The organism is Pedobacter frigoris, from assembly GCF_032678645.1.
Lineage (GTDB): Bacteria > Bacteroidota > Bacteroidia > Sphingobacteriales > Sphingobacteriaceae > Pedobacter > Pedobacter frigoris_A.
In genome coordinates this window covers 566,497-585,313 of the sequence record NZ_JAVTSP010000001.1, presented here as the reverse complement: position 1 = coordinate 585,313, position 18,817 = coordinate 566,497, and the positions used below count along the sequence as shown (strand labels likewise).

Sequence of the window (18,817 nt, the reverse complement as noted above, 5' to 3'; positions counted from 1 at the left end):
TATACTAATAATACAATATTTTATTTAATAATTCTTAAATTTATTTCAATCAAAATAGGGAGGATATATTAAATATTATTGGTTATGAAAACACTAGGGGAGAAATTTAGGATTTTACGCCAGAAACGAGGGGTAAATCAAAAAGCAATGGCCGATTTATTGGAAATTTCAATTCCGGCATATTCAAAATTAGAAACAAGCATCACGGATCCAAATTTTAGCAGGATTAATCAGATTGCTGAAGTTCACAATTTAACTTTAAGGGAATTACTGGATGTCGGCGAAGAGGGAGTGAATGAACAAACGCAACTAATCGATCAATTGAAGGAAAAAGTTAGTGATTTGGAAAACACCGTTATTAAATTGCAGACTAAGCTTATTGAACTGTATGACAAAGAAGATCAGCGTAATAAGAAATAATGGATAATTAGTAGACAGGGTTAATTACGCCTGTCTACTAATTTAATAAGTAATCTGCAATTTTCAGTTAGCCATTCATAGCCTGATACTCCAGCAGGTTTAAGGAAAAGTTTTGATCCGAAACCAAGTGATGTAACCCCTGCACTCAGCCATTGATCAATATTCTCTTTGTTGACATCAACACCCCCAGTAGGCATAAATTTTAATTTCGGAAAAAGAGGTTTAATTGCTTTTAAAAATCCAGGGCCCAATGTGTCTCCAGGAAAAAGCTTAACTAATGAAGCACCTAATTCTTCTGCAAAGTTAATTTCTGTAGGTGTCATACAACCGGGAATCCATAAGGTATTGTTAGATGATGCCAACCGGGCAATATCTTCCTTTACAATCGGACTTACTAGAAAATCTGCTCCAAGGTCGAGATATGCTTGCGCTTGCTGAATATTTTTTATTGTTCCAATTCCTAATTGAAGATCTTTAAAATGTTCATTCCTGTATTCAAGTAAAATTTTAAAGTTATCGAGCGCATTTTCTCCTCTGTTGGTAAATTCAAATACCCTGATTCCCCCATCATAACAAGCCTTAACTATTGCCTTGCATATTTCTGGATCTTCATGATAATAGACAGGAATTACAGGGTATTGTTCTATATGTGATAATGTATTTATTTTCATTGTTGCTGTTAAATTGAGCCATTCCCAAAATCTCCTTTTACAAAAAGCTTTTGATAACCGGCATTAGTTGCTTTATTAATAATTTCTTGTCCGTCATTTGTATGGATTAATGCGTAAATTAATCCTGCCATGAAAGCATCACCACTTCCAATTCGGTCGATTACATCATATGTTTCCCTTACGTCAGATATGAAATGTTCCGTTCTCGTATGGTAGGTACCGTAGAATAGGTTATGTTTTGCTTGATCCATAAATCTGAAAGTATTGGCCAGATGCGAACATTGGGGGAATTTTTCAAAGATCTCCCTGGCTGATGCTTTGGCCTGTTCGAAATATTCTTCACTGCTTGTATTTCTGTCCAGACTGGGATCTACTGCTGTGCCCAGCATTTTGTTGGCCGCCCATATATTACCCATGATCACGTCGCAGTATTGAACAAGTTCAGGCATTACTTCGATTGGTTGTTTGCCATAGTCCCATAGTCGGTTCCGGTAATTCAGGTCTACAGAGATTTTTAAGCCCTTCTTTTTGGCAGCAATAAGTGCCTCCTTGCAAATAATAGCCATTGTTTCATTAAGAGCGGGGGTAAGTGCAGTAAAATGAAACCAGGTATGTCCTTCCATCAGAGAATCCCAATCAATAGTCTGCGGAACAAGCGTACTGAACGATGAAAATTTTCGGTCGTATACCACTTCTCCACTGCTTAATCCATTAGCTGAAAGTAGAAAGTATAAGCCTAATCTGCTACCTTGTATTAAGGTTTTTGACGTATCTGCTCCCAAATCCGATAATGTTTGCAGAGCACTGGCTGCTAAAGCATTTTTTGGGGCAGCAGTAACGTAAGAACAAGGAATATTCCATTGAGAAAGAGAGGCTGTCACGTTAGCTTCTGAGCCACCTGGAAATAAGGACACTGTATGGTTTTTAGAAATAAACTGTTCTTCGGCAGAACTAAACCTGAGTAAAAGTTCGCCAAACACCAGTATGTTCTCTTGTTTCTGCATATTTAAATGAATATCAATGTGCAATAATACAGGTTTAACTCATTAAATCCATCAGCTAATGTATATATATGCACGCAATCGTTTTCGGATTTATTTCCTTGCTCTTGTAGAGGCCCTTACCTGAATTGTAGTATCCAATAATATGGTTTCGTATTCCGGCTCCTGGTTTTTCTTTTCAATCAGTGATATTAATTTTGACGCAGCCAATTGGCCAATTTCAAAAGCAGGTTGGTGGACAGTAGTTAGAGGAGGATTAAAGGCATCAGCAAGATCAGTATTGGTAAATCCAATCAGAGCTACGTCTTCAGGTATTTTATACCCAAGCTTGTTTAACAGGGCCAGGCATCGGGTACTGATCTGATCTGTACTTGTCAATATTGCGTCTGGACGATCCTTAAGTGCCATGTAGTATTTGATGGACTCTTCCAGGTCAGCATTTAATTTTTTCGCATCTGTATAATCACAAGATCGCAGGAGATCTGGCCTATATGTTAGTTTATATTCTTCGAGAGCTTGCTTGTATCCGTTGAGACGCTCTGTAGCAATATTTAAAATTGTGTTGGTATTTAAGTGTGCTATACTCCTGTAACCGTTCTTAATGAGGTGCACAGTGGCATCGTAAGCGCCTTTAAAATTATCAGCACCGACTTTGTGTGTGTCTATGTCGTCACTTAATCTGTCAAATAATACAACGGGTAATCCAGACTCCTGCAGGGACTGCAGGTAGCTGAAGTCGACTGTTTCACAGGCGGGAGAAATCAGGATTCCGTCAACACCTCCTGCATATAGCAACTCTATACACGCTCTTTCCTGTTTTTGTGACTCTTTGCTTTGCATGATAATGATCTGATAAGATTTATCAGTACTTGCGCAATCAATACCATCCAGCATCTGTGCTGCAAAGTTATTTTCCAGAGAGCAAACAACTACACCTATCGACCTACTTTTACCTTCCTTAAGTCCCTTAGCCAGACGATTCGGAAAATAATGATGCTGTTGCGCATAATCCAATACCAATTTTTTAGTCTCTGCACTGATTTCATGGCTATCATTTAATGATTTGGAGATGGTAGAAATAGATAAATTGAGCGCTTTGGCAATGTCTTTTAAAGTGACGCTGTTGTTCATACTGTTTTCCGTTGTGTGCAGGAGCGAATTTGCAATTTATAAATCGAATAAAGTAAAGTTAATCATATATTTGACCATCCTCCTTTAAAAACACTTTAATATCAATGCTCCATAAAAAATATAAATTGTTCTTTTTAATATTCATTTTGCCTTTTTTTTCTTCCTGTTTTCAGATTATTGAAGAAATTAACGTTACTAAATCAGGTTCAGGCAGAGTAAGTCTTACCTTAAATATGAGTGCGAGTAAGTCAAAGGTAGCTTCCATTATGTTGATGGATAGTATACAAGGATACAAGGTACCTGACCGTCAAACCATTCAAAAGGAAATGAATGAGGCTGTTGAGTATTTGAGAAATTCACCCGGTATCAGCAAGGTTGAGAAGAAAATTGATCTTGAAAATTACATTGTTAGCCTGAGTTTTGATTTTAAAAGTATTACGAACATCAATAATCTAACCAGTAGCGTTCTTAAAAAACTGAAGATCAACGCCATAAGTAATTCTTCCTATTCCTACGACGCCAGAACAATGACCTTTCAACGTAGCTATCAGCATACCAAAGAAGCTGTTAATCAGTATAGTAGACTTAAGCCTGAGGTTAAAAATATCTTTAAGGAAGCCACTTATACCAGTATTTACCGCTTCGAAGAATTGATAATAAACAGTAACAATCCTCTGGCTAAAGTATCTAAATCTAAAAAAGCTGTGATGATCAATGCAGGGATGCTCGGTTTGATCAATGGGAAAACCGATATCTCTAACAAGATTGTTCTGGCAAAATAGAAATTGCCCTTTTAAATTAACAACTCAATACATGAAAAATCTGTACAAATGCTTTTATGCATTAATTTTAACAATGACTGGCTTAACGGGTTTTGCCCAGGACCTATCTTCTAAAATTCCTGCCGACGCACTCGCCGTAGCTACCATAAAGGGTAAGAACCTGACGGAACTGATGTCTTTAAAGGAATTCAATACCACTTTCTTAGGAAAACAGGTATTGTCAACCTTGAATAAAATAGATCCTGCTTTAAATACTCTAGAGGATTTAGGGTTTAATCTATCCTCTAACTTTTATTATTATAATCAAAGTAATGATAGTGTAACCTATAACTGCTTTCTTGCACCTATAAAAAATGCAAAACAAATTGATGCATTGTATACAGGAGGCCGTAAAAAATTTAATTCAAAAGATGGACTTAGGACCTATTACAGCGCCGATTCAAGCGAAATAGTATATTGGAACGATGAAATGCTGCTTTTTGCAATTGGTAGCGCAAAACAAAGTTACTTCTCCCGTCAAGATGTTATCGACAGATTTGGTTTGATTTCTTTAGATCTAGAAGTAGACTCAAGTGCTGTTACCGTTGTTTCAGATACAACATATATCGATACTGCCGTAGATACAATTGCGGTTGGAGAAGAAGCAGAAGATTCAGATAGTCTGGAAGTAGATATGGTACCAGTTACGGTCGAAGATAGTTATGTTAGTGAAAATTATAAAAATATCCAGAAGCAAAAAGCGATAATTGCGCTATGGACGGATCGGATGCTTGAGGATGCATTCTCATCTAGAACTACTGGTTCCATATTAAATAATAAAGATTTTATAACCAGTTTAGATGACAACGCAGAAGCAAGCATTTGGCTTTCCGGCGCAGATAAGCTTATGAATAGTTATATGCCTGACTTATATAGTTTTAAGGGGATTAATTTTCTGAATGGTTATGGTGCGGTTAATGCCAAGCTTTATCTTGAAAAGCAATCCATAAAACTCAGTACTTCTATCACTTTTAATGATGCTTATGCTGATGTTTTTAAAAAGGTTTATAAGCGTAAGGTGAATAAAAACTTCCTGAAGTACATGAATGAAGATAAAATGATAGGGTATATGGCCTATGCAATGGATACCAAAGCCTATCTTCAGGAATATCCAAAATTAATTTCCAATATTTATGGCTCACTATATGCAGATGAAATTGGGATGGCTACAGATCTCTTTTCTCTGCTGCTTGATGAAGAAGCTATTAGTAAAGTTGTAAAAGGTGATGGCTTATTTATATTTAACGGGTTGTCTCAGAAGGAAGCTACTTTTAAGTCTTATGATTATAATGAAGATAATTTTGAAACAAAGGAAGTAACAAAAACCAAAAAAGAAATACTTCCTGATTTCCTATTTATGTTGTCTACAGAAGATACCAAGTTGTTGGATAAATTAATTGCATACGGTACAAAAAAACAAATGATACAGCAAAAGTCCGGGTATTTTGAACTTGCGATACCTAAAACGCCGCTGGCAATTTTTGTCGCCATAAAAAACGGGATTCTATTTTTTGGAACCGATGAGACAGAATTTAAAAGTATTACGGGAAATACTTTTGTAGGTAACATTAGCAGTAAACACAAAAAACGAATGATTAGCGCTAATTATTCCGCTTATTTTAATCCAAAAAAGATGGCAGGGAAAATCCCTTTGGGAGAAATGGGAGGCTCTAAGGAAATGGAAAAGGTAAACGGAATATTAACTTCAATTGGAGATATTTATTTGAAATCAAATCCTATTAAAGGCAATACTTTATCAGGTGAAATAAGTATGGATGTTCCCGCAACCCATCAAAATTCTCTGAGGTATTTGTTCTCTATCATTGAAAATGTACAAAAGTAAATTTCTAAGAATAATACTGATATCAGCAGCAATTATCATAATGCTACTGATATCGGTATTTGGATATTTGAAATATCGTCAATACACCTCTTATAACCAAGGGATACATAAAAATGCGGCATTGATTTTTCGAATCAACGCGGACCAGGTCTATTCGAAGCTGTTTAAAGATTATTTAGGTAATTCAGGGTATTATGAAGATCGCAATAAATACAGTAATCTAAACACTGGACTGAAGATTCCTGCTAATGTATTTGTCTACAATATATCCGGTAGATCATTTGATACATTTTTCTGTTTGATGCCGATTAAAAACCCAGAGAATCTTAAAGCCTTTTTAAAAGACGAGTTAAGGATTAATGCCATAGCAGGGCAGGAGACCGGACTTAGTTTTGGTACATCACCAGATGGCAAATTAACAGTGGCCTATAATAAACAAAGAATTGCTATAGCATATTCATTTAAGAAGGAAGCGATTGCTCAAATACTTAAAGATATGTTAAAGGGAGTGAATATGGTTCGGCCTGATGATGAAAGATTGTCTAAGCTTAGGGCTAATAAAGCTGATGTAACTTATGTATATGGTCGGTATGAGGGAACCGGTAATTTTCACGACGGCAGAATTACCTTTAATGGAGATTTTAGTTCCAGATATTTAAAGTCAAATCAAGGTTCCTTGTCTCATAAAAAATTTAGTAGGTCTGCGCAATTGACGATGTGGTTAAATATAGACTTGTCCAGATTACCTTTTAAAAAGATAATTCAATTAAAGAACGCACAACTCAACATCGATAGTTTGCTTAAACATAAAGTTAGGTATGCAGATTTAGAAGTTGCCGGCAACATTGAGCAACAGGATACTGTAATTACTTATGATTACAATGAAGATTTTGAAAAGGTTGCAATTGCAGCTACAAAAACTTCTTTTGTGCCTAATGTGGTATTGTCTCTAAATTCTGATGCGATGCCTTTGACGAAGTATTTGAATCTTGAACGTGTAATTAGCTATAATGGAGCTTTTAATAAGACACTCTTTCCTTTATACAATATATATTGGTTTGCAGGAACTGATGAGTTCAAATTGAGTACAAGCAAAAAAGTAGTTTCTACTGAAAGAGAAGATACTCCCTATTTTTTCGGACTTGAAATCGACTTTGGGTCTTTTTCCAGTAAAAGTAGTTCTCAATTAACTTTTAAAAAGATGCGAGATCTAAAATCACTTACAATCTTTGCAAAGCAAAAAAACAATGATGCGAACTGTTTTGAAGCAGTTTTAAAATTTAAAAAAAGTGATATTAACGGCTTGGCTCAATTATTCTGATTCGATTTGACAAATAAATGATACGTAATTAGCAAACTGTTTATACATTTGCTTAACGGTGTTAAATTATTTACACCTCGTCATAATTATATTATGGGAAGTAAAGAGAGAATAGCAAGACTAAAGGACGAAACCAGACTAAATATTTTAGATGCTGCTTTAGATATTGTAAAAGATGAAGGGTGGCAGTCTCTTAGCATGAGGAAAATAGCTGATAAAATTGAGTATACAGCACCTATTATTTATGAGTATTTTGCTAACAAGGAAGGGATTTTACTTGAGCTGACAAGAAGGGGATATATTATCCTCGCTGGTGAGGTGAGGACAGCCAAACAGTTGCATGAATCTCCGGCAGATCAGCTTGAAGCAATGTGGATAGCGTATTGGAATTTTGCTTTCAAATATAAGGAGCTTTACAGATTGATGTATGGAGTAGATATGAATTGCTGCGAGCTCAAAAAGTCTATGCCTGAAGCGGAACTCGCTGATGATCTCATATATGAGGTGATCGAAAAGATTATGACGGTTGACAATCCTCCTGAAGATCTGGTTTGTCGAAAATTTTATACTTTTTGGTCCATTATACATGGATTGATTTCCATCAATCTGGTTAATAAAGGACGAAATGAAGAAATGAATCAACGTATTCTAAAAGATGCCATAAAAGGCATCATTAAATACATCAACGACTAATTAATATATTACAGGTTCTATGGACCTTTTTTTAAAACTACTACTTAACACTGTTAAATGACTTTAATGTCGTTATCAGCCATCTCTTTAATATATATAATATGAAAATTCCTCCAAACTATTTACAATTACTTAACACTGTTAAACAATCTAATAACGTTATGAAAACATCAATACTAGTTTTAGCAATATTTTTATATGGGTGTAGTGGTCAAACCAGTACACCTCCGCCACCCGCAATACAGGCCCTGCCTGTCACAGAGGTCAGAAAATCATCCGAAACCACATTTACTGAATACCCGGCGTCAATAGAAGGTACTGTAGATCTGGAAATACGTCCCCAGGTATCTGGCGCGTTAGATGAGATTTTTGTAAGCGAGGGCGCTCTTGTTCGTAAAGGACAGCCGTTGTTTAAGATCAACGAACTTCCATTTAGGCAGGCAGTAAATAATGCAAAAGCAGCGCTTTTGTCAGCCAGGGCTTCTCTTCTAAATGCACAGTTGGAAGTAGAAAAACTGACTCCACTTGTGGCCAATAAAGTTGTATCAGATTTTCAGCTAAAAAGTGCGAAAGCTAGCTATGAATCTGCTTTAGCTAACGTAGAACAAGCTAAAGCCGGAGTGGGAATTGCAGAAATCAATTTGGGTTATACACTTATTAAGGCACCTGTAAGTGGTTATGTAGGTAGGTTACCTAAAAAACAAGGAAGTCTTGTAAATCCATCTGATCTAAATCCTCTTACCTTGCTTTCTGATGCACATGAGGTTCATGTTTATTTTTCACTGGGTGAAGATGACTTTATTGCTTTTAATTCCCGGTACGAAGGTAAAACTATAGCAGAAAAAGCAAGTAAGATTCCGGGTATCTCTCTCGTACTTGCCGACCAGACAACCTATGCCCAACAAGGTAAGATTGATATGGTAGATGGACAATTTGATAAACAAACGGGCTCCATTTCACTTAGAGCGACATTTCCAAATGCTCAGGGTATTTTAAGATCTGGTAATACAGGGAAAATTCGCATAGCTGAAACGCATAATGATGCCTTTTTAATCCCGCAATCAGCAACTGTTGAGATGCAGGATAAAGTCTTTGTATTTGCTGTTGCAGATAGCAATAAAGTGAAAAAGATGCCAATTACGATTATTGCAAGAAGTGGAAGTAACTACCTGGTAAAAGAAGGTATAAAGGTTGGTGATCAGATAGTGCTAAGTGGAATAGACCGGTTACAGGAAGGGCAGGAGATCAAACCTGAGAAAACAACACAAAAAGTGGCTCAATTAATTAATAAATAAATCTCGCGATAATGTTTAAAATTTTTATACAAAGGCCCGTATTGGCTACAGTGATCTCCATACTCCTGGTGATTCTGGGAGTACTTGGTCTAACCAAATTACCTTTACAACAGTTTCCAGATATCGCACCACCATCTGTATTGGTTACCGCTGTTTATCCAGGCGCGAATGCTGAAACTGTTCTACGTTCAGTGGCTCCCTCAATTGAGGAATCAATAAACGGTGTTGAAAATATGAGCTACATGAGTTCAACGGCTAGTAACGACGGTTCATTAGCTATCACAGTATACTTTAAATTAGGTACAGATCCTGATCAAGCCGCTGTAAATGTTCAAAACCGAGTAGCACAAGCGACTAGTCAGCTGCCTGCAGAAGTTGTTCAACAAGGGGTGATTACGGCAAAACAACAGAATAGTTTCATTATGGCAATTGGGATGTTTACTGAAGACGAAAGTAAATATGATCAGACATTTGTTGCTAATTATGCCCAGATCAATATTATTCCAGAGATCAAGCGTATCCCTGGAGTCGGTGCTGCCAGCATTTTTGGTGGGGTAAAAGATTATTCAATGAGAGTCTGGCTAAATCCGACTCAAATGGCTACTTATCAGGTGACACCTAATGATGTCATGAGAGCGATACAAGACAAAAGTCTGGAGGCAGCTCCCGGACGCTTTGGAGAAAAAAGCAATGAAGTATTTGAGTATGTAATCAAATACAAAGGCAAATTGAACAAACCGGAAGAGTATGAAAATATAGCTATCCGTGCTAATACCGATGGAACAATACTTCGTCTGAAAGACGTAGCAAGAATAGAATTTGGAGCTTATTCTTATTCCAGTCTTACACGCCTGAATGGTAAAAAAGGAGTTGTTATTGGCGTGATTCAGTTAGCTGGTTCCAATTCAAACGAGATTCAGATTGCAATAAACAAGTTGATGGAAAAATCTGCTAAAGATTTTCCTAGCGGCATTAAGCACAATATATTCTACAGTACAAAAGTTGCTCTTGATCAGTCAATAGATCAGGTGAAACATACACTGATAGAGGCATTCATCCTCGTATTTATCGTAGTATTTATTTTCCTTCAAGATTTCCGTTCTACGCTGATTCCAGCTATTGCCGTTCCAGTTGCCATATTGGGGACGTTTTTCTTCATGCAGCTATTTGGTTTCTCTATTAATCTCCTGACTTTATTTGCTCTGGTTTTGGCGATCGGTATCGTTGTAGATGATGCAATTGTGGTGGTTGAAGCAGTACATGCAAAGATCGAACATAAAAAACTTTCTCCAAAAGCCGCTACTACTGAGGCTATGCATGAAATTACAGGAGCGATTGTATCTATTACTTTGGTAATGGCAGCTGTATTCTTACCCGTAGGTTTCATGGAAGGTTCTACAGGTGTGTTTTACAGGCAATTTGCATTTACTATGGCCATTGCTATTGTGATATCTGCTGTAAATGCATTGACATTAAGTCCGGCACTTGCTGCATTATTCCTGAAAGATAATCATGGGACGGGTGAAACTGAAGAAGCACCAATTAAGAAGGGGTTCAGTCAGAAATTCTTTGCAGGATTTAACAGCAGTTTTGCAGCGATAACCAATAGGTATGTTGGTGGGCTGAAATTCTTAATCCGCAATAAATGGGTCAGTATGGGAGGTCTTGTTGTCGTTACATTAGCAACTATATGGATGGTTAAAAATACGCCATCAGGATTTATCCCTACCGAAGATCAGGGCTTCATAGCTATCGCCGTGAATACACCTTCAGGTACATCCCTGGAGGGTACATCAAAAGTAATGACCCAAGCTGAAAATGCATTGCACGAACTTGATGCTTCAAGATTTGTAACTGCAATTTCTGGATTTAACTTATTGACAAATTCAACGAGTCCTTCATCCGCAGTGTGCTTTGTACTACTCAAACCTACTGAAGAACGAGGTAAAGTCAAAGAGATCAATGCGATCATGGATCTTGTGCGAGCTAAATTAGGGAGTATTACCGGCGGTAGTTTCTTTGTATTTAGTTTTCCGACTGTACCAGGATTCAGTAATGTAGAAGCTTTAGATTTGGTTTTACAAGATAAAACTGGTGGAAAACTGGATAAATTCAGCGGCGTAGCGAATGGTTTTATCGGAGAACTGATGAAAAGGAAAGAAATTGCAGTAGCCTTTACAACTTTTAAAGCTGATTATCCTCAATTACAGCTCGAAATAAATGATGAAAAAGCAGATCAGCTTGGCGTAAGTGTTAAAGATATTTTGCAAACAATGCAAACTTATTTTGGTAGCGCACAGGCTTCAGACTTTAATCGCTTTGGTAAGTATTACAGGGTAATTGTTCAGGCCGATGTTGCAGACAGGGCAGATCCTGCATCAATAGATAGGGTATATGTAAAAAATAACGCTGGGGAAATGGTACCTGTTAATACTTTGGTTAAGTTAAATAGGGTATATGGTTCAGAAACAGCTTCGCGTTACAACCTATTTAACTCCATACAGGTAAATGCAATTCCTAAGCCAGGCTTTAGTTCGGGCGATGCAATTAAAGCTATACAAGAAGTAGCATCACGACAGTTACCATCTGGCTATGCTTATGAATTTTCAGGACAAACAAGAGAAGAGATATCTTCAGGCGGGCAATCAACCATCATATTTATGTTGTGTCTGATATTTATCTATTTCTTACTTGCAGCACAATATGAAAGTTATATCCTTCCTCTTGCTGTCATTCTTTCTATTCCGACAGGGATTTTTGGAGTCTTTATAGCCATAGGTCTTACTGGTATAGAAAATAATATCTATGTACAAGTTGCACTAATAATGCTCATCGGCTTACTCGCAAAAAATGCAATCTTGATCGTAGAATTTGCAGCGCAGAGAAGAAGAGCTGGCCAACCATTAGTAGCAGCAGCTCTTGAAGCCGCTAAACTTAGACTTCGTCCAATTATTATGACTTCACTCGCATTTGTAGTTGGCTTATTCCCAATGAGTATTGCAACCGGCCCTTCAGCTCAAGGTAATCATTCTATTAGTATTGGTGCAGCGGGAGGGATGTTGTCTGGAGTAGTTATAGGTTTATTTATTATCCCGGTATTGTTTGTTGTTTTCCAATACCTACAGGAGCGGATTAGCCCTAAAACAAAAACACCTGTTGTTCACAATGAAAATCACGTTAAAGAACTCATTCATGAAATCGCATAATTATATATATAAATTTCTGCTTATCACATTGGTATTTAGCGGTTGTAAAGTATCAAAAGATATTCTAAAACCTGTTGATGCTACACCTGTTGCATATAGAGGGCGTGCAGAAATAGCTGATACAATTAGTATTGCCTCAATTCCAGTTAAGGATTTTATAACTGATACAGAGGTGAAAAAACTCATAGATACGGCAATTTCCAGAAACTATGATTTACAATTGGCTTTAAAAAACATTGAAGCATCAGACTTATTATTCAGACAATCCAAATTAGGAAACCTGCCTGTTATTAATCTCCAAATTGCAGCAAATTCAAACAGGCCATCAAATAACAGCCTAAATGGATTAACCTCCAGTCAGTTTTTAGGTACGAAACACATTGAGGATTACAATGCTAATCTGGGATTAAGTTGGGAGGCGGATATATGGGGTAAGATCAGAAACCAAAAAGAAGCTGCGTTAGCTACATATCTCCAGACCATAGAAGCTAAAAAAGCGGTGCAAACCCGATTAATTGCCAGTGTAGCCCAAGGTTATTATCTGTTACTGATGATGGATGCACAATTGTCGGTAGCTAAGAAAAATCTGGCGTTGAGCGACAGTACGCTGAAGATGATCCATATACAATTTGATGCAGGTCAGGTCACTTCACTGGCAATTCAGCAATCAGAGGCACAACAATTAGTTGCAGCACAGCTTATTCCTCAATTGGAACAAAATATTGCAATACAGGAGAATGCTTTAAAAATTCTTACCGGTCATTTACCTGGCCCAGTAGCACGTTCGTCTAGTCTGGAGTCAACAAAAGTACCAGATTACCTGTCAGCCGGACTACCGTCTGACATGGTAAGCCGAAGGCCGGATGTTAGGAGTGCAGAGCTATCTTTAAATATTGCCAACGCTAAGGTCGGCATTAGTAAAGCAAATATGTATCCTTCGCTGATCATCACAGCGAGCGGTGGACTTAATTCATTCAAAGCAAGCAACTGGTTCAATGTGCCAGCGTCACTATTTGGTATGGTAGCTGGAGGGATTACTCAGCCGGTTTTTCAGAGAAAAGAATTAAAGACCCAATATGAACTTGCGAAAGTCGACAGAGAGAGAATCGTGATCGAGTTTAGGCAATCAGTACTCAATGCTGTTGGAGAAGTGTCGGATGAGCTGGTAAAACTTGAAAAGCTAAAAGTCCAGTATGATATTTCACAAAAACGTGTTATCACTTTACAACAAGCTGTAAAGAATGCTAATCTGTTATTTAATAATGGAATGGCGACCTATCTTGAAGTAATTACTGCACAAAGCAATTCATTACAAAGCGAATTAGAGTTGGCAGCAATTAAGACAGCCAGATTAAACGCATCAGTGGAACTTTATCGTTCACTCGGAGGAGGTATATAGTAACATAATAATAAAGGGTGATCATCATTGATCACCCTTTATTATTATAGAGGATAAGCTGTTTCACTTTTTGTTTCAGACAGTACAAAGAAACTTTGAACTGTACTTATATTAGGTAATGTTGCCAACTTATTCCGAAGGAATAAATGATAAGAATCCATATCGCTTGTAGCTATACGGAGGATAAAATCAAATGCTCCCGTCATTTGAAAACACTCCATAACTTCACTAAATTTCGCAACGTCGTTTTCGAAAGCATACAATGTACTGGCTGTATGTTCTTTTAAAAGAACTTGTGAAAATGCAATAAGATTTTTATTGATTTTCTTCCTGTCGAGAATTGCCACAATACGTTTGATATAACCCTGCTCTTTTAACCTTCTTATCCTTTCATGGATGGTTGCGATTGATTTACTAAGCTTAAAGGCAAGCTCCTTATTCGTCAGGGTAGCATCCATTTGTAGAAGCTTTAAAATCTCAACATCTACTGGGTCTAATTCAGTCTGCATATTACTATCTTATTAATTCCAAAAATTAAACAATTTTAAGTGCTCATTATCAGTATTGTAATACGGTTTTATGCATTAAAAAATGGAGTTGAAAAAAAAACTAATATTGCCACTGTTTAATAATGTAAACTGTAAAAAAATACTACATTTTGTCAAAAATCCGAATAATTTCCGGAATTAACCGCATGCCATTGTTAATTTGATTTATAATATAGAGTTTTATCGATTATTAATGAATCATAAAATTGATTTATTAATCTAAAAGTGCAAATAGAATTATGATAATGAATGAAACAATGTCGTTTAAATGTTTATCCGACGATTTAGCAAGTAAGTTTGAACACCTATGGCATTTGGTAGGTAACACTCCGATGCTCGAATTGCGTTATGAGTACAAAGGGAAGCCTGGTAAGATCTATGTGAAATGCGAACACTATAATTTAACAGGCAGCATAAAGGACAGAATGGCTTTGAATATTATGTATGAAGCGTATAATTCATGTACTATAAAGCCTGGCGATACAATAGTAGAAGCAACCAGCGGTAACACAGGAATAGCATTTGCGGCTATTGGAAAGGCGCTTGGCCATAACGTAAAGATCATTATGCCCAACTGGTTGAGCAAAGAGCGTATTGATATCATCAGAAGTATGGGAGCCGAAGTAGTTTTGGTAAGTAAAGAAGAAGGTGGATTTTTAGGAAGTATCAAAATGTGCGAGGAACTGGCGGCTAAAGGTGGTGTTTTTCTTCCAAGACAATTTGAAAATCAGTATAATGAAGAAGCCCATGAGAAAACTACAGGTATGGAAATATGGGAACAGCTAAAGCAAAATGGATTAACACCTGATGCATTTGTGGCAGGGGTTGGTACTGGTGGTACAGTAATGGGAGTAGGTAAAAGATTAAAAGCTCACAATCCAGCCATCACTATTCACCCATTGGAACCAGCAGAAAGCCCTACACTAACAACTGGATATAAAGTTGGTAGTCATCGTATACAAGGTATTTCAGATGAATTTATTCCAGAGATAGTTAAGTTAGATGAATTAGATGAGATAATTCAGGCTAATGATGGTGATGCAATTATTATGGCGCAGAAACTGGCTAAAGAACTTGGTTTGGCGGTCGGCATATCTTCTGGTGCAAATGTAATTGGAGCTATTAAACTAAAAGAGAAAATGGGAGTCGAAGCTGTAGTGGTAACATTATTATGCGATAGTAATAAAAAATATCTTAGCACAGATTTGGTCAAAGAAGAGTCAATAAAGGAATCGTTTATCTCAACTGATACTAAATTTACAGGATACAAACCTATTTGTCGTTTAAAATAGCCATTTTTATAACCAATTATTTTATAAGTTTGTCAACACATAAAAAAACAATAAACATGAAAAACCTATTATTATTAGCAGTGGGACTGTTTTTTAGCCTTTCGGCAAGCAGTCAGATTTTGAAACCAGTGAAGTGGGCTTACTCTGCAAAGAAAATTTCTAAGACAGAAGCTGTAGTTGCTATCAGAGCTACTATTGAGGACGGATGGCATTTATATTCGCAAAATATGGCTGACGGAGGCCCTATAAAAACAACATTCACTTTTGCCCCGGCTAAAACCTACAAACTTAACGGTAAAACAGCTGAACCAAAACCAGTTGTTAAATTCGAGAAGACATTTGATATGAACGTGAGTTACTTTGAAAAATCAGTAACCTTTACACAAAAAATCAAATTAACAGGAGCAAATGCTGTTGTTAAAGGTACTGTAGAATATATGGTTTGTGATGATTCACAATGCCTTCCACCTGAAACTGTTGATTTTTCTATTGCCGTAAAATAATAAATAAATGACATTTATAAATATTAAAACAAGCATTAAGGTGCTTGTTTTGGGGATAATATTTTTTCTTGGATCGTCAACATTAGTGTCAGCGCAGCAAGCTGACACTACTTTTGATGACATGGAGTTTACTGAAATAGGCGCAGATACTACATCTGCTCCCGATTCAGCTAGCGTTGCACCTGTATCTACCATAACTAAAGATACCATCTCGAAGGTTGATTCAACTAAGGTTGCTGGTACACCATCTGGGACTAAAACAGAAAAAGAAAAGACACTTTGGCAAACTTTTATTGCTGGTTTAGTTGGAGGTTTTCTTGCATTCTTGATGCCTTGTATATTTCCTATGGTTCCGCTGACCATTAGTTATTTTACGAAACGAGCCGGAAGTAAGGGAAAAGGCATAGGTCAGGCGTTAATTTATGGACTGTCGATTATTGTTATTTATGTTGCGTTCGGGTTGTTAATTACCGTTATTTTTGGATCTGCAGGTTTGAATGCATTAAGTGCGAGTGGAACATTCAACTTTTTGTTCTTCATCTTACTGGTGGTTTTTGCAATTTCTTTTTTTGGAGCTTTCGAAATTACACTTCCAAGCGCATTTGTAAATAAAATTGATAACAAGGCCGACAATAGTAAAGGTTTACTCGGTATTTTCTTTATGGCAGCATCGCTGGCTTTGGTGTCGTTCTCTTGCACTGGACCTATTATCGGTACTTTGCTTGTAGATGCGAGTTCTAAAGGTGAACTTTTGGGACCTGCTGTTGGTATGTTTGGATTTTCTTTAGCCCTTGCATTACCATTTACTTTATCTGCTATTTTCCCGGGCTTTCTTAGTAGTATGCCTAAATCAGGTGGTTGGCTCAACAGTGTTAAAGTTTGTTTAGGCTTTTTAGAGCTAGCACTGGCGTTAAAGTTTCTTTCTTCGGCAGATTTGGCTTGGCATTGGGAATGGTTTGACAGGGAGATTTTCCTGGTATTATGGATTGTGATATTTGTTTTGATGGGTATTTACTTGTTAGGAGGAATTAAGTTTGCCCACGACAGTGATCTGCCTTATGTCTCAACACCCAGGTTATTTATAGCGATTTTATCTTTCTCATTTGCAATGTACATTGTACCAGGGTTATGGGGGGCACCTGTTAGCATATTAAGTGGATTAGCACCGCCAATGAATACACAAGACTTTATCTTAACTCCTGGTAGCACATCTTCTTCATCAAACACATCATCTGTAGAGTTTCCGGCGAAAGTTAAACATGGTGAGCACCTGAAACCTCCAGTAGGGTTCCGCGCATTTTTTGATCTGGATGAAGGTATTGCTTATGCTGCATCAGTAAATAAGCCTGTTTTACTAGACTTTACAGGACATACTTGTGTTAATTGCCGGAGAATGGAAGATTTAGTATGGGTAGATAAGGAAGTGGGTCGTTTAATTAAAGACGAATATGTCCTGATTCAACTTTACGCAGACGATCGCAACATCAAAATGCCTAAAGATAAAATCCATTATTCTAAGATATTGAAACGTAATACAGACGATTTGGGTTACTGGAATCTGGACCTTCAAGCGACGAAATATGGATCTAATGCCCAGCCGTTATATGTGCTGGCTACTGCAAATGATCTTACTCCATTGGTGCCGCCTCAAGGAGCGAATATGGACGTTAAGGAATACGCAGCTTATCTTCAAAGTGGACTTGATGCATTTAAGAGTAAAAAATAAACATTCAGTATAATAAAAAGCCTTCAAAAATTTTGAAGGCTTTTTATTTATTAGGTAGTTATATAGTCAATAAACTATCAACTTGATTGGAATCAATTGTATCAGTATGATTGAAACTTGCTGCAGTATACATCGCCGCTAAATGTTCATCTAAGTATCTCGAAGTGTAAGGCTGATCGCTCACATTTATAAAAAGCACGTTCTTACCTTCAATAGTGTTAATAACAATATTTGCCACCTCTGGTGCCACAGCTGGGCAACCTTGGCTACGGCCTAATCTACCCAATGAATTTATCGTTTCTTGGCTTACGTAGTCAGCACCATGTACTACAATAGATCTTTTTCTGGCATTAGAGTTATAACCTTCATCCATTCCGTCTAAACGAAGCGAACGTCCATGCTGTCCATAATAAACTTCTCCGGTTAAGTAAAAGCCTATACTACTTTGAAAGGAGTTGTTACTATTTGAAAAGTGTCTGGCTATATCTGACCCACTTCTTTGGCCATGAGCTACCCATGTATTTAGTAATACTTTTTTCTTATTCAAATCTATGATCCACAGGCGTTTTTTAGTACTATTTAAGTCAAAATCCGCAATTGTTAATATAGACTTATCCGAAGACACATCTCCGTTTTTTTTTAGATTATAAAACCCCGTAACCGCTTTTTCAAACACCGACGGATTTAAACCACTTTCTTCCAGATGTGCTGATTTATACAAATCAGTTATGTGATTTGTATATAAGCTATCTTCCGGTAATTCAGAAAGAGTTGTGTTATTTGGTGCTGTTGATGTCCAGCTGACAATAGTTAAAGCGAAATTTATTGCAATAAAACCCACCCCTCCAATAAAGCATTTCGTCATATAAACTTGTTATCTACAAATAAATAATTTAGTTAATTAAGTATATTATATTGATGAGCAGCATTTAGACTTTAACAAAAAT

At 36.9% G+C, this 18,817-nt stretch carries 16 protein-coding genes; 11 read left to right on the top strand and 5 right to left on the bottom strand.

Going from position 1 to position 18,817, the window contains the following annotated elements; translation table 11 throughout:
- Positions 1-84 precede the first annotated feature (84 nt).
- A complete protein-coding gene (locus R2Q78_RS02530; protein WP_136834974.1) occupies positions 85-420 on the top strand; it encodes a helix-turn-helix domain-containing protein in 336 nt (111 codons plus the stop codon).
- Positions 421-440: 20 nt separating this feature from the next.
- Here the strand turns inward: R2Q78_RS02530 and R2Q78_RS02525 are convergent, their stop codons facing one another.
- The 3 genes from R2Q78_RS02525 to R2Q78_RS02515 form a co-directional block, all read right to left on the bottom strand.
- Positions 441-1,091, bottom strand: a complete 651-nt coding sequence (locus R2Q78_RS02525) for a bifunctional 4-hydroxy-2-oxoglutarate aldolase/2-dehydro-3-deoxy-phosphogluconate aldolase (RefSeq protein ID WP_316788573.1) — start codon at positions 1,089-1,091, stop codon at positions 441-443.
- Between the two features lie 8 nt (positions 1,092-1,099).
- Positions 1,100-2,095, bottom strand: a complete 996-nt coding sequence (locus tag R2Q78_RS02520) for a sugar kinase (protein ID WP_316788571.1) — start codon at positions 2,093-2,095, stop codon at positions 1,100-1,102.
- Positions 2,096-2,185: 90 nt separating this feature from the next.
- Complete coding sequence (locus tag R2Q78_RS02515; protein ID WP_316788570.1) at positions 2,186-3,223, bottom strand: LacI family DNA-binding transcriptional regulator; 1,038 nt, start codon at positions 3,221-3,223, stop codon at positions 2,186-2,188.
- A gap of 233 nt (positions 3,224-3,456) precedes the next feature.
- Between R2Q78_RS02515 and R2Q78_RS02510 the strand changes: the two genes are divergently transcribed.
- The 7 genes from R2Q78_RS02510 (at position 3,457) to R2Q78_RS02480 (ending at position 13,801) form a co-directional block, all read left to right on the top strand.
- Positions 3,457-4,005: a hypothetical protein gene (locus tag R2Q78_RS02510; RefSeq protein WP_316788568.1), complete on the top strand. Its 549-nt coding sequence runs from the start codon at positions 3,457-3,459 to the stop codon at positions 4,003-4,005.
- A 226-nt stretch (positions 4,006-4,231) separates the two neighbouring features.
- Positions 4,232-5,887 (top strand): hypothetical protein, encoded by a 1,656-nt coding sequence (locus R2Q78_RS02505; RefSeq protein WP_316788566.1) that lies wholly within the window; start codon positions 4,232-4,234, stop codon positions 5,885-5,887.
- Between the two features lie 40 nt (positions 5,888-5,927).
- Positions 5,928-7,208 carry a hypothetical protein gene (locus R2Q78_RS02500; protein ID WP_316788564.1) on the top strand — a complete coding sequence of 427 codons (1,281 nt, stop codon included), beginning with the start codon at positions 5,928-5,930 and terminating at the stop codon, positions 7,206-7,208.
- A 93-nt stretch (positions 7,209-7,301) separates the two neighbouring features.
- Positions 7,302-7,901 (top strand): TetR/AcrR family transcriptional regulator, encoded by a 600-nt coding sequence (locus tag R2Q78_RS02495; protein ID WP_316788563.1) that lies wholly within the window; start codon positions 7,302-7,304, stop codon positions 7,899-7,901.
- Positions 7,902-8,062: 161 nt separating this feature from the next.
- Entirely contained in the window at positions 8,063-9,196 is a 1,134-nt protein-coding gene (locus R2Q78_RS02490; protein ID WP_316788561.1) for an efflux RND transporter periplasmic adaptor subunit, read from the top strand.
- A gap of 11 nt (positions 9,197-9,207) precedes the next feature.
- The gene (locus tag R2Q78_RS02485; protein ID WP_316788559.1) at positions 9,208-12,402 is read left to right on the top strand and encodes an efflux RND transporter permease subunit; all 3,195 of its coding nucleotides are present in this window, start codon (positions 9,208-9,210) and stop codon (positions 12,400-12,402) included.
- Positions 12,389-13,801, top strand: a complete 1,413-nt coding sequence (locus R2Q78_RS02480) for an efflux transporter outer membrane subunit (RefSeq protein WP_316788557.1) — start codon at positions 12,389-12,391, stop codon at positions 13,799-13,801. The genes R2Q78_RS02485 and R2Q78_RS02480 overlap by 14 nt, the downstream gene beginning before the upstream one ends.
- Positions 13,802-13,845: 44 nt before the next feature.
- Here the strand turns inward: R2Q78_RS02480 and R2Q78_RS02475 are convergent, their stop codons facing one another.
- Positions 13,846-14,310, bottom strand: coding sequence for an Lrp/AsnC family transcriptional regulator (locus R2Q78_RS02475; protein WP_316788555.1), 465 nt, complete (start codon positions 14,308-14,310; stop codon positions 13,846-13,848).
- A 278-nt stretch (positions 14,311-14,588) separates the two neighbouring features.
- On the opposite strand from R2Q78_RS02475, the gene R2Q78_RS02470 reads away from it, so the two are divergent.
- Genes R2Q78_RS02470 through R2Q78_RS02460 form a run of 3 tightly spaced genes read left to right on the top strand, consistent with a single transcriptional unit; the run spans position 14,589 to position 17,870 of the window.
- Positions 14,589-15,641: a PLP-dependent cysteine synthase family protein gene (locus tag R2Q78_RS02470; RefSeq protein ID WP_410478466.1), complete on the top strand. Its 1,053-nt coding sequence runs from the start codon at positions 14,589-14,591 to the stop codon at positions 15,639-15,641.
- A gap of 56 nt (positions 15,642-15,697) precedes the next feature.
- Positions 15,698-16,144, top strand: a complete 447-nt coding sequence (locus R2Q78_RS02465) for a protein-disulfide reductase DsbD N-terminal domain-containing protein (protein WP_136834962.1) — start codon at positions 15,698-15,700, stop codon at positions 16,142-16,144.
- 7 nt (positions 16,145-16,151) lie between these two features.
- Entirely contained in the window at positions 16,152-17,870 is a 1,719-nt protein-coding gene (locus R2Q78_RS02460; RefSeq protein ID WP_316788550.1) for a protein-disulfide reductase DsbD family protein, read from the top strand.
- A 58-nt stretch (positions 17,871-17,928) separates the two neighbouring features.
- Here R2Q78_RS02460 and R2Q78_RS02455 read toward each other — a convergent pair whose 3' ends face one another.
- Entirely contained in the window at positions 17,929-18,735 is an 807-nt protein-coding gene (locus R2Q78_RS02455) for a murein L,D-transpeptidase catalytic domain family protein (RefSeq protein ID WP_316788548.1), read from the bottom strand.
- Positions 18,736-18,817 lie beyond the last annotated feature (82 nt).

What these genes read in the sequence shown, in the direction of transcription:
- R2Q78_RS02530 (WP_136834974.1), top strand. Translation starts at nt 85, where the DNA reads ATGAAAACACTAGGGGAGAAATTTAGGATTTTACGCCAGAAACGAGGG.
- R2Q78_RS02525 (WP_316788573.1), bottom strand. Translation starts at nt 1,091, where the DNA reads ATGAAAATAAATACATTATCACATATAGAACAATACCCTGTAATTCCT.
- R2Q78_RS02520 (WP_316788571.1), bottom strand. Translation starts at nt 2,095, where the DNA reads ATGCAGAAACAAGAGAACATACTGGTGTTTGGCGAACTTTTACTCAGG.
- R2Q78_RS02515 (WP_316788570.1), bottom strand. Translation starts at nt 3,223, where the DNA reads ATGAACAACAGCGTCACTTTAAAAGACATTGCCAAAGCGCTCAATTTA.
- R2Q78_RS02510 (WP_316788568.1), top strand. Translation starts at nt 3,457, where the DNA reads ATGAGTGCGAGTAAGTCAAAGGTAGCTTCCATTATGTTGATGGATAGT.
- R2Q78_RS02500 (WP_316788564.1), top strand. Translation starts at nt 5,928, where the DNA reads ATGCTACTGATATCGGTATTTGGATATTTGAAATATCGTCAATACACC.
- R2Q78_RS02495 (WP_316788563.1), top strand. Translation starts at nt 7,302, where the DNA reads ATGGGAAGTAAAGAGAGAATAGCAAGACTAAAGGACGAAACCAGACTA.
- R2Q78_RS02490 (WP_316788561.1), top strand. Translation starts at nt 8,063, where the DNA reads ATGAAAACATCAATACTAGTTTTAGCAATATTTTTATATGGGTGTAGT.
- R2Q78_RS02485 (WP_316788559.1), top strand. Translation starts at nt 9,208, where the DNA reads ATGTTTAAAATTTTTATACAAAGGCCCGTATTGGCTACAGTGATCTCC.
- R2Q78_RS02480 (WP_316788557.1), top strand. Translation starts at nt 12,389, where the DNA reads ATGAAATCGCATAATTATATATATAAATTTCTGCTTATCACATTGGTA.
- R2Q78_RS02475 (WP_316788555.1), bottom strand. Translation starts at nt 14,310, where the DNA reads ATGCAGACTGAATTAGACCCAGTAGATGTTGAGATTTTAAAGCTTCTA.
- R2Q78_RS02470 (WP_410478466.1), top strand. Translation starts at nt 14,589, where the DNA reads ATGATAATGAATGAAACAATGTCGTTTAAATGTTTATCCGACGATTTA.
- R2Q78_RS02465 (WP_136834962.1), top strand. Translation starts at nt 15,698, where the DNA reads ATGAAAAACCTATTATTATTAGCAGTGGGACTGTTTTTTAGCCTTTCG.
- R2Q78_RS02460 (WP_316788550.1), top strand. Translation starts at nt 16,152, where the DNA reads ATGACATTTATAAATATTAAAACAAGCATTAAGGTGCTTGTTTTGGGG.
- R2Q78_RS02455 (WP_316788548.1), bottom strand. Translation starts at nt 18,735, where the DNA reads ATGACGAAATGCTTTATTGGAGGGGTGGGTTTTATTGCAATAAATTTC.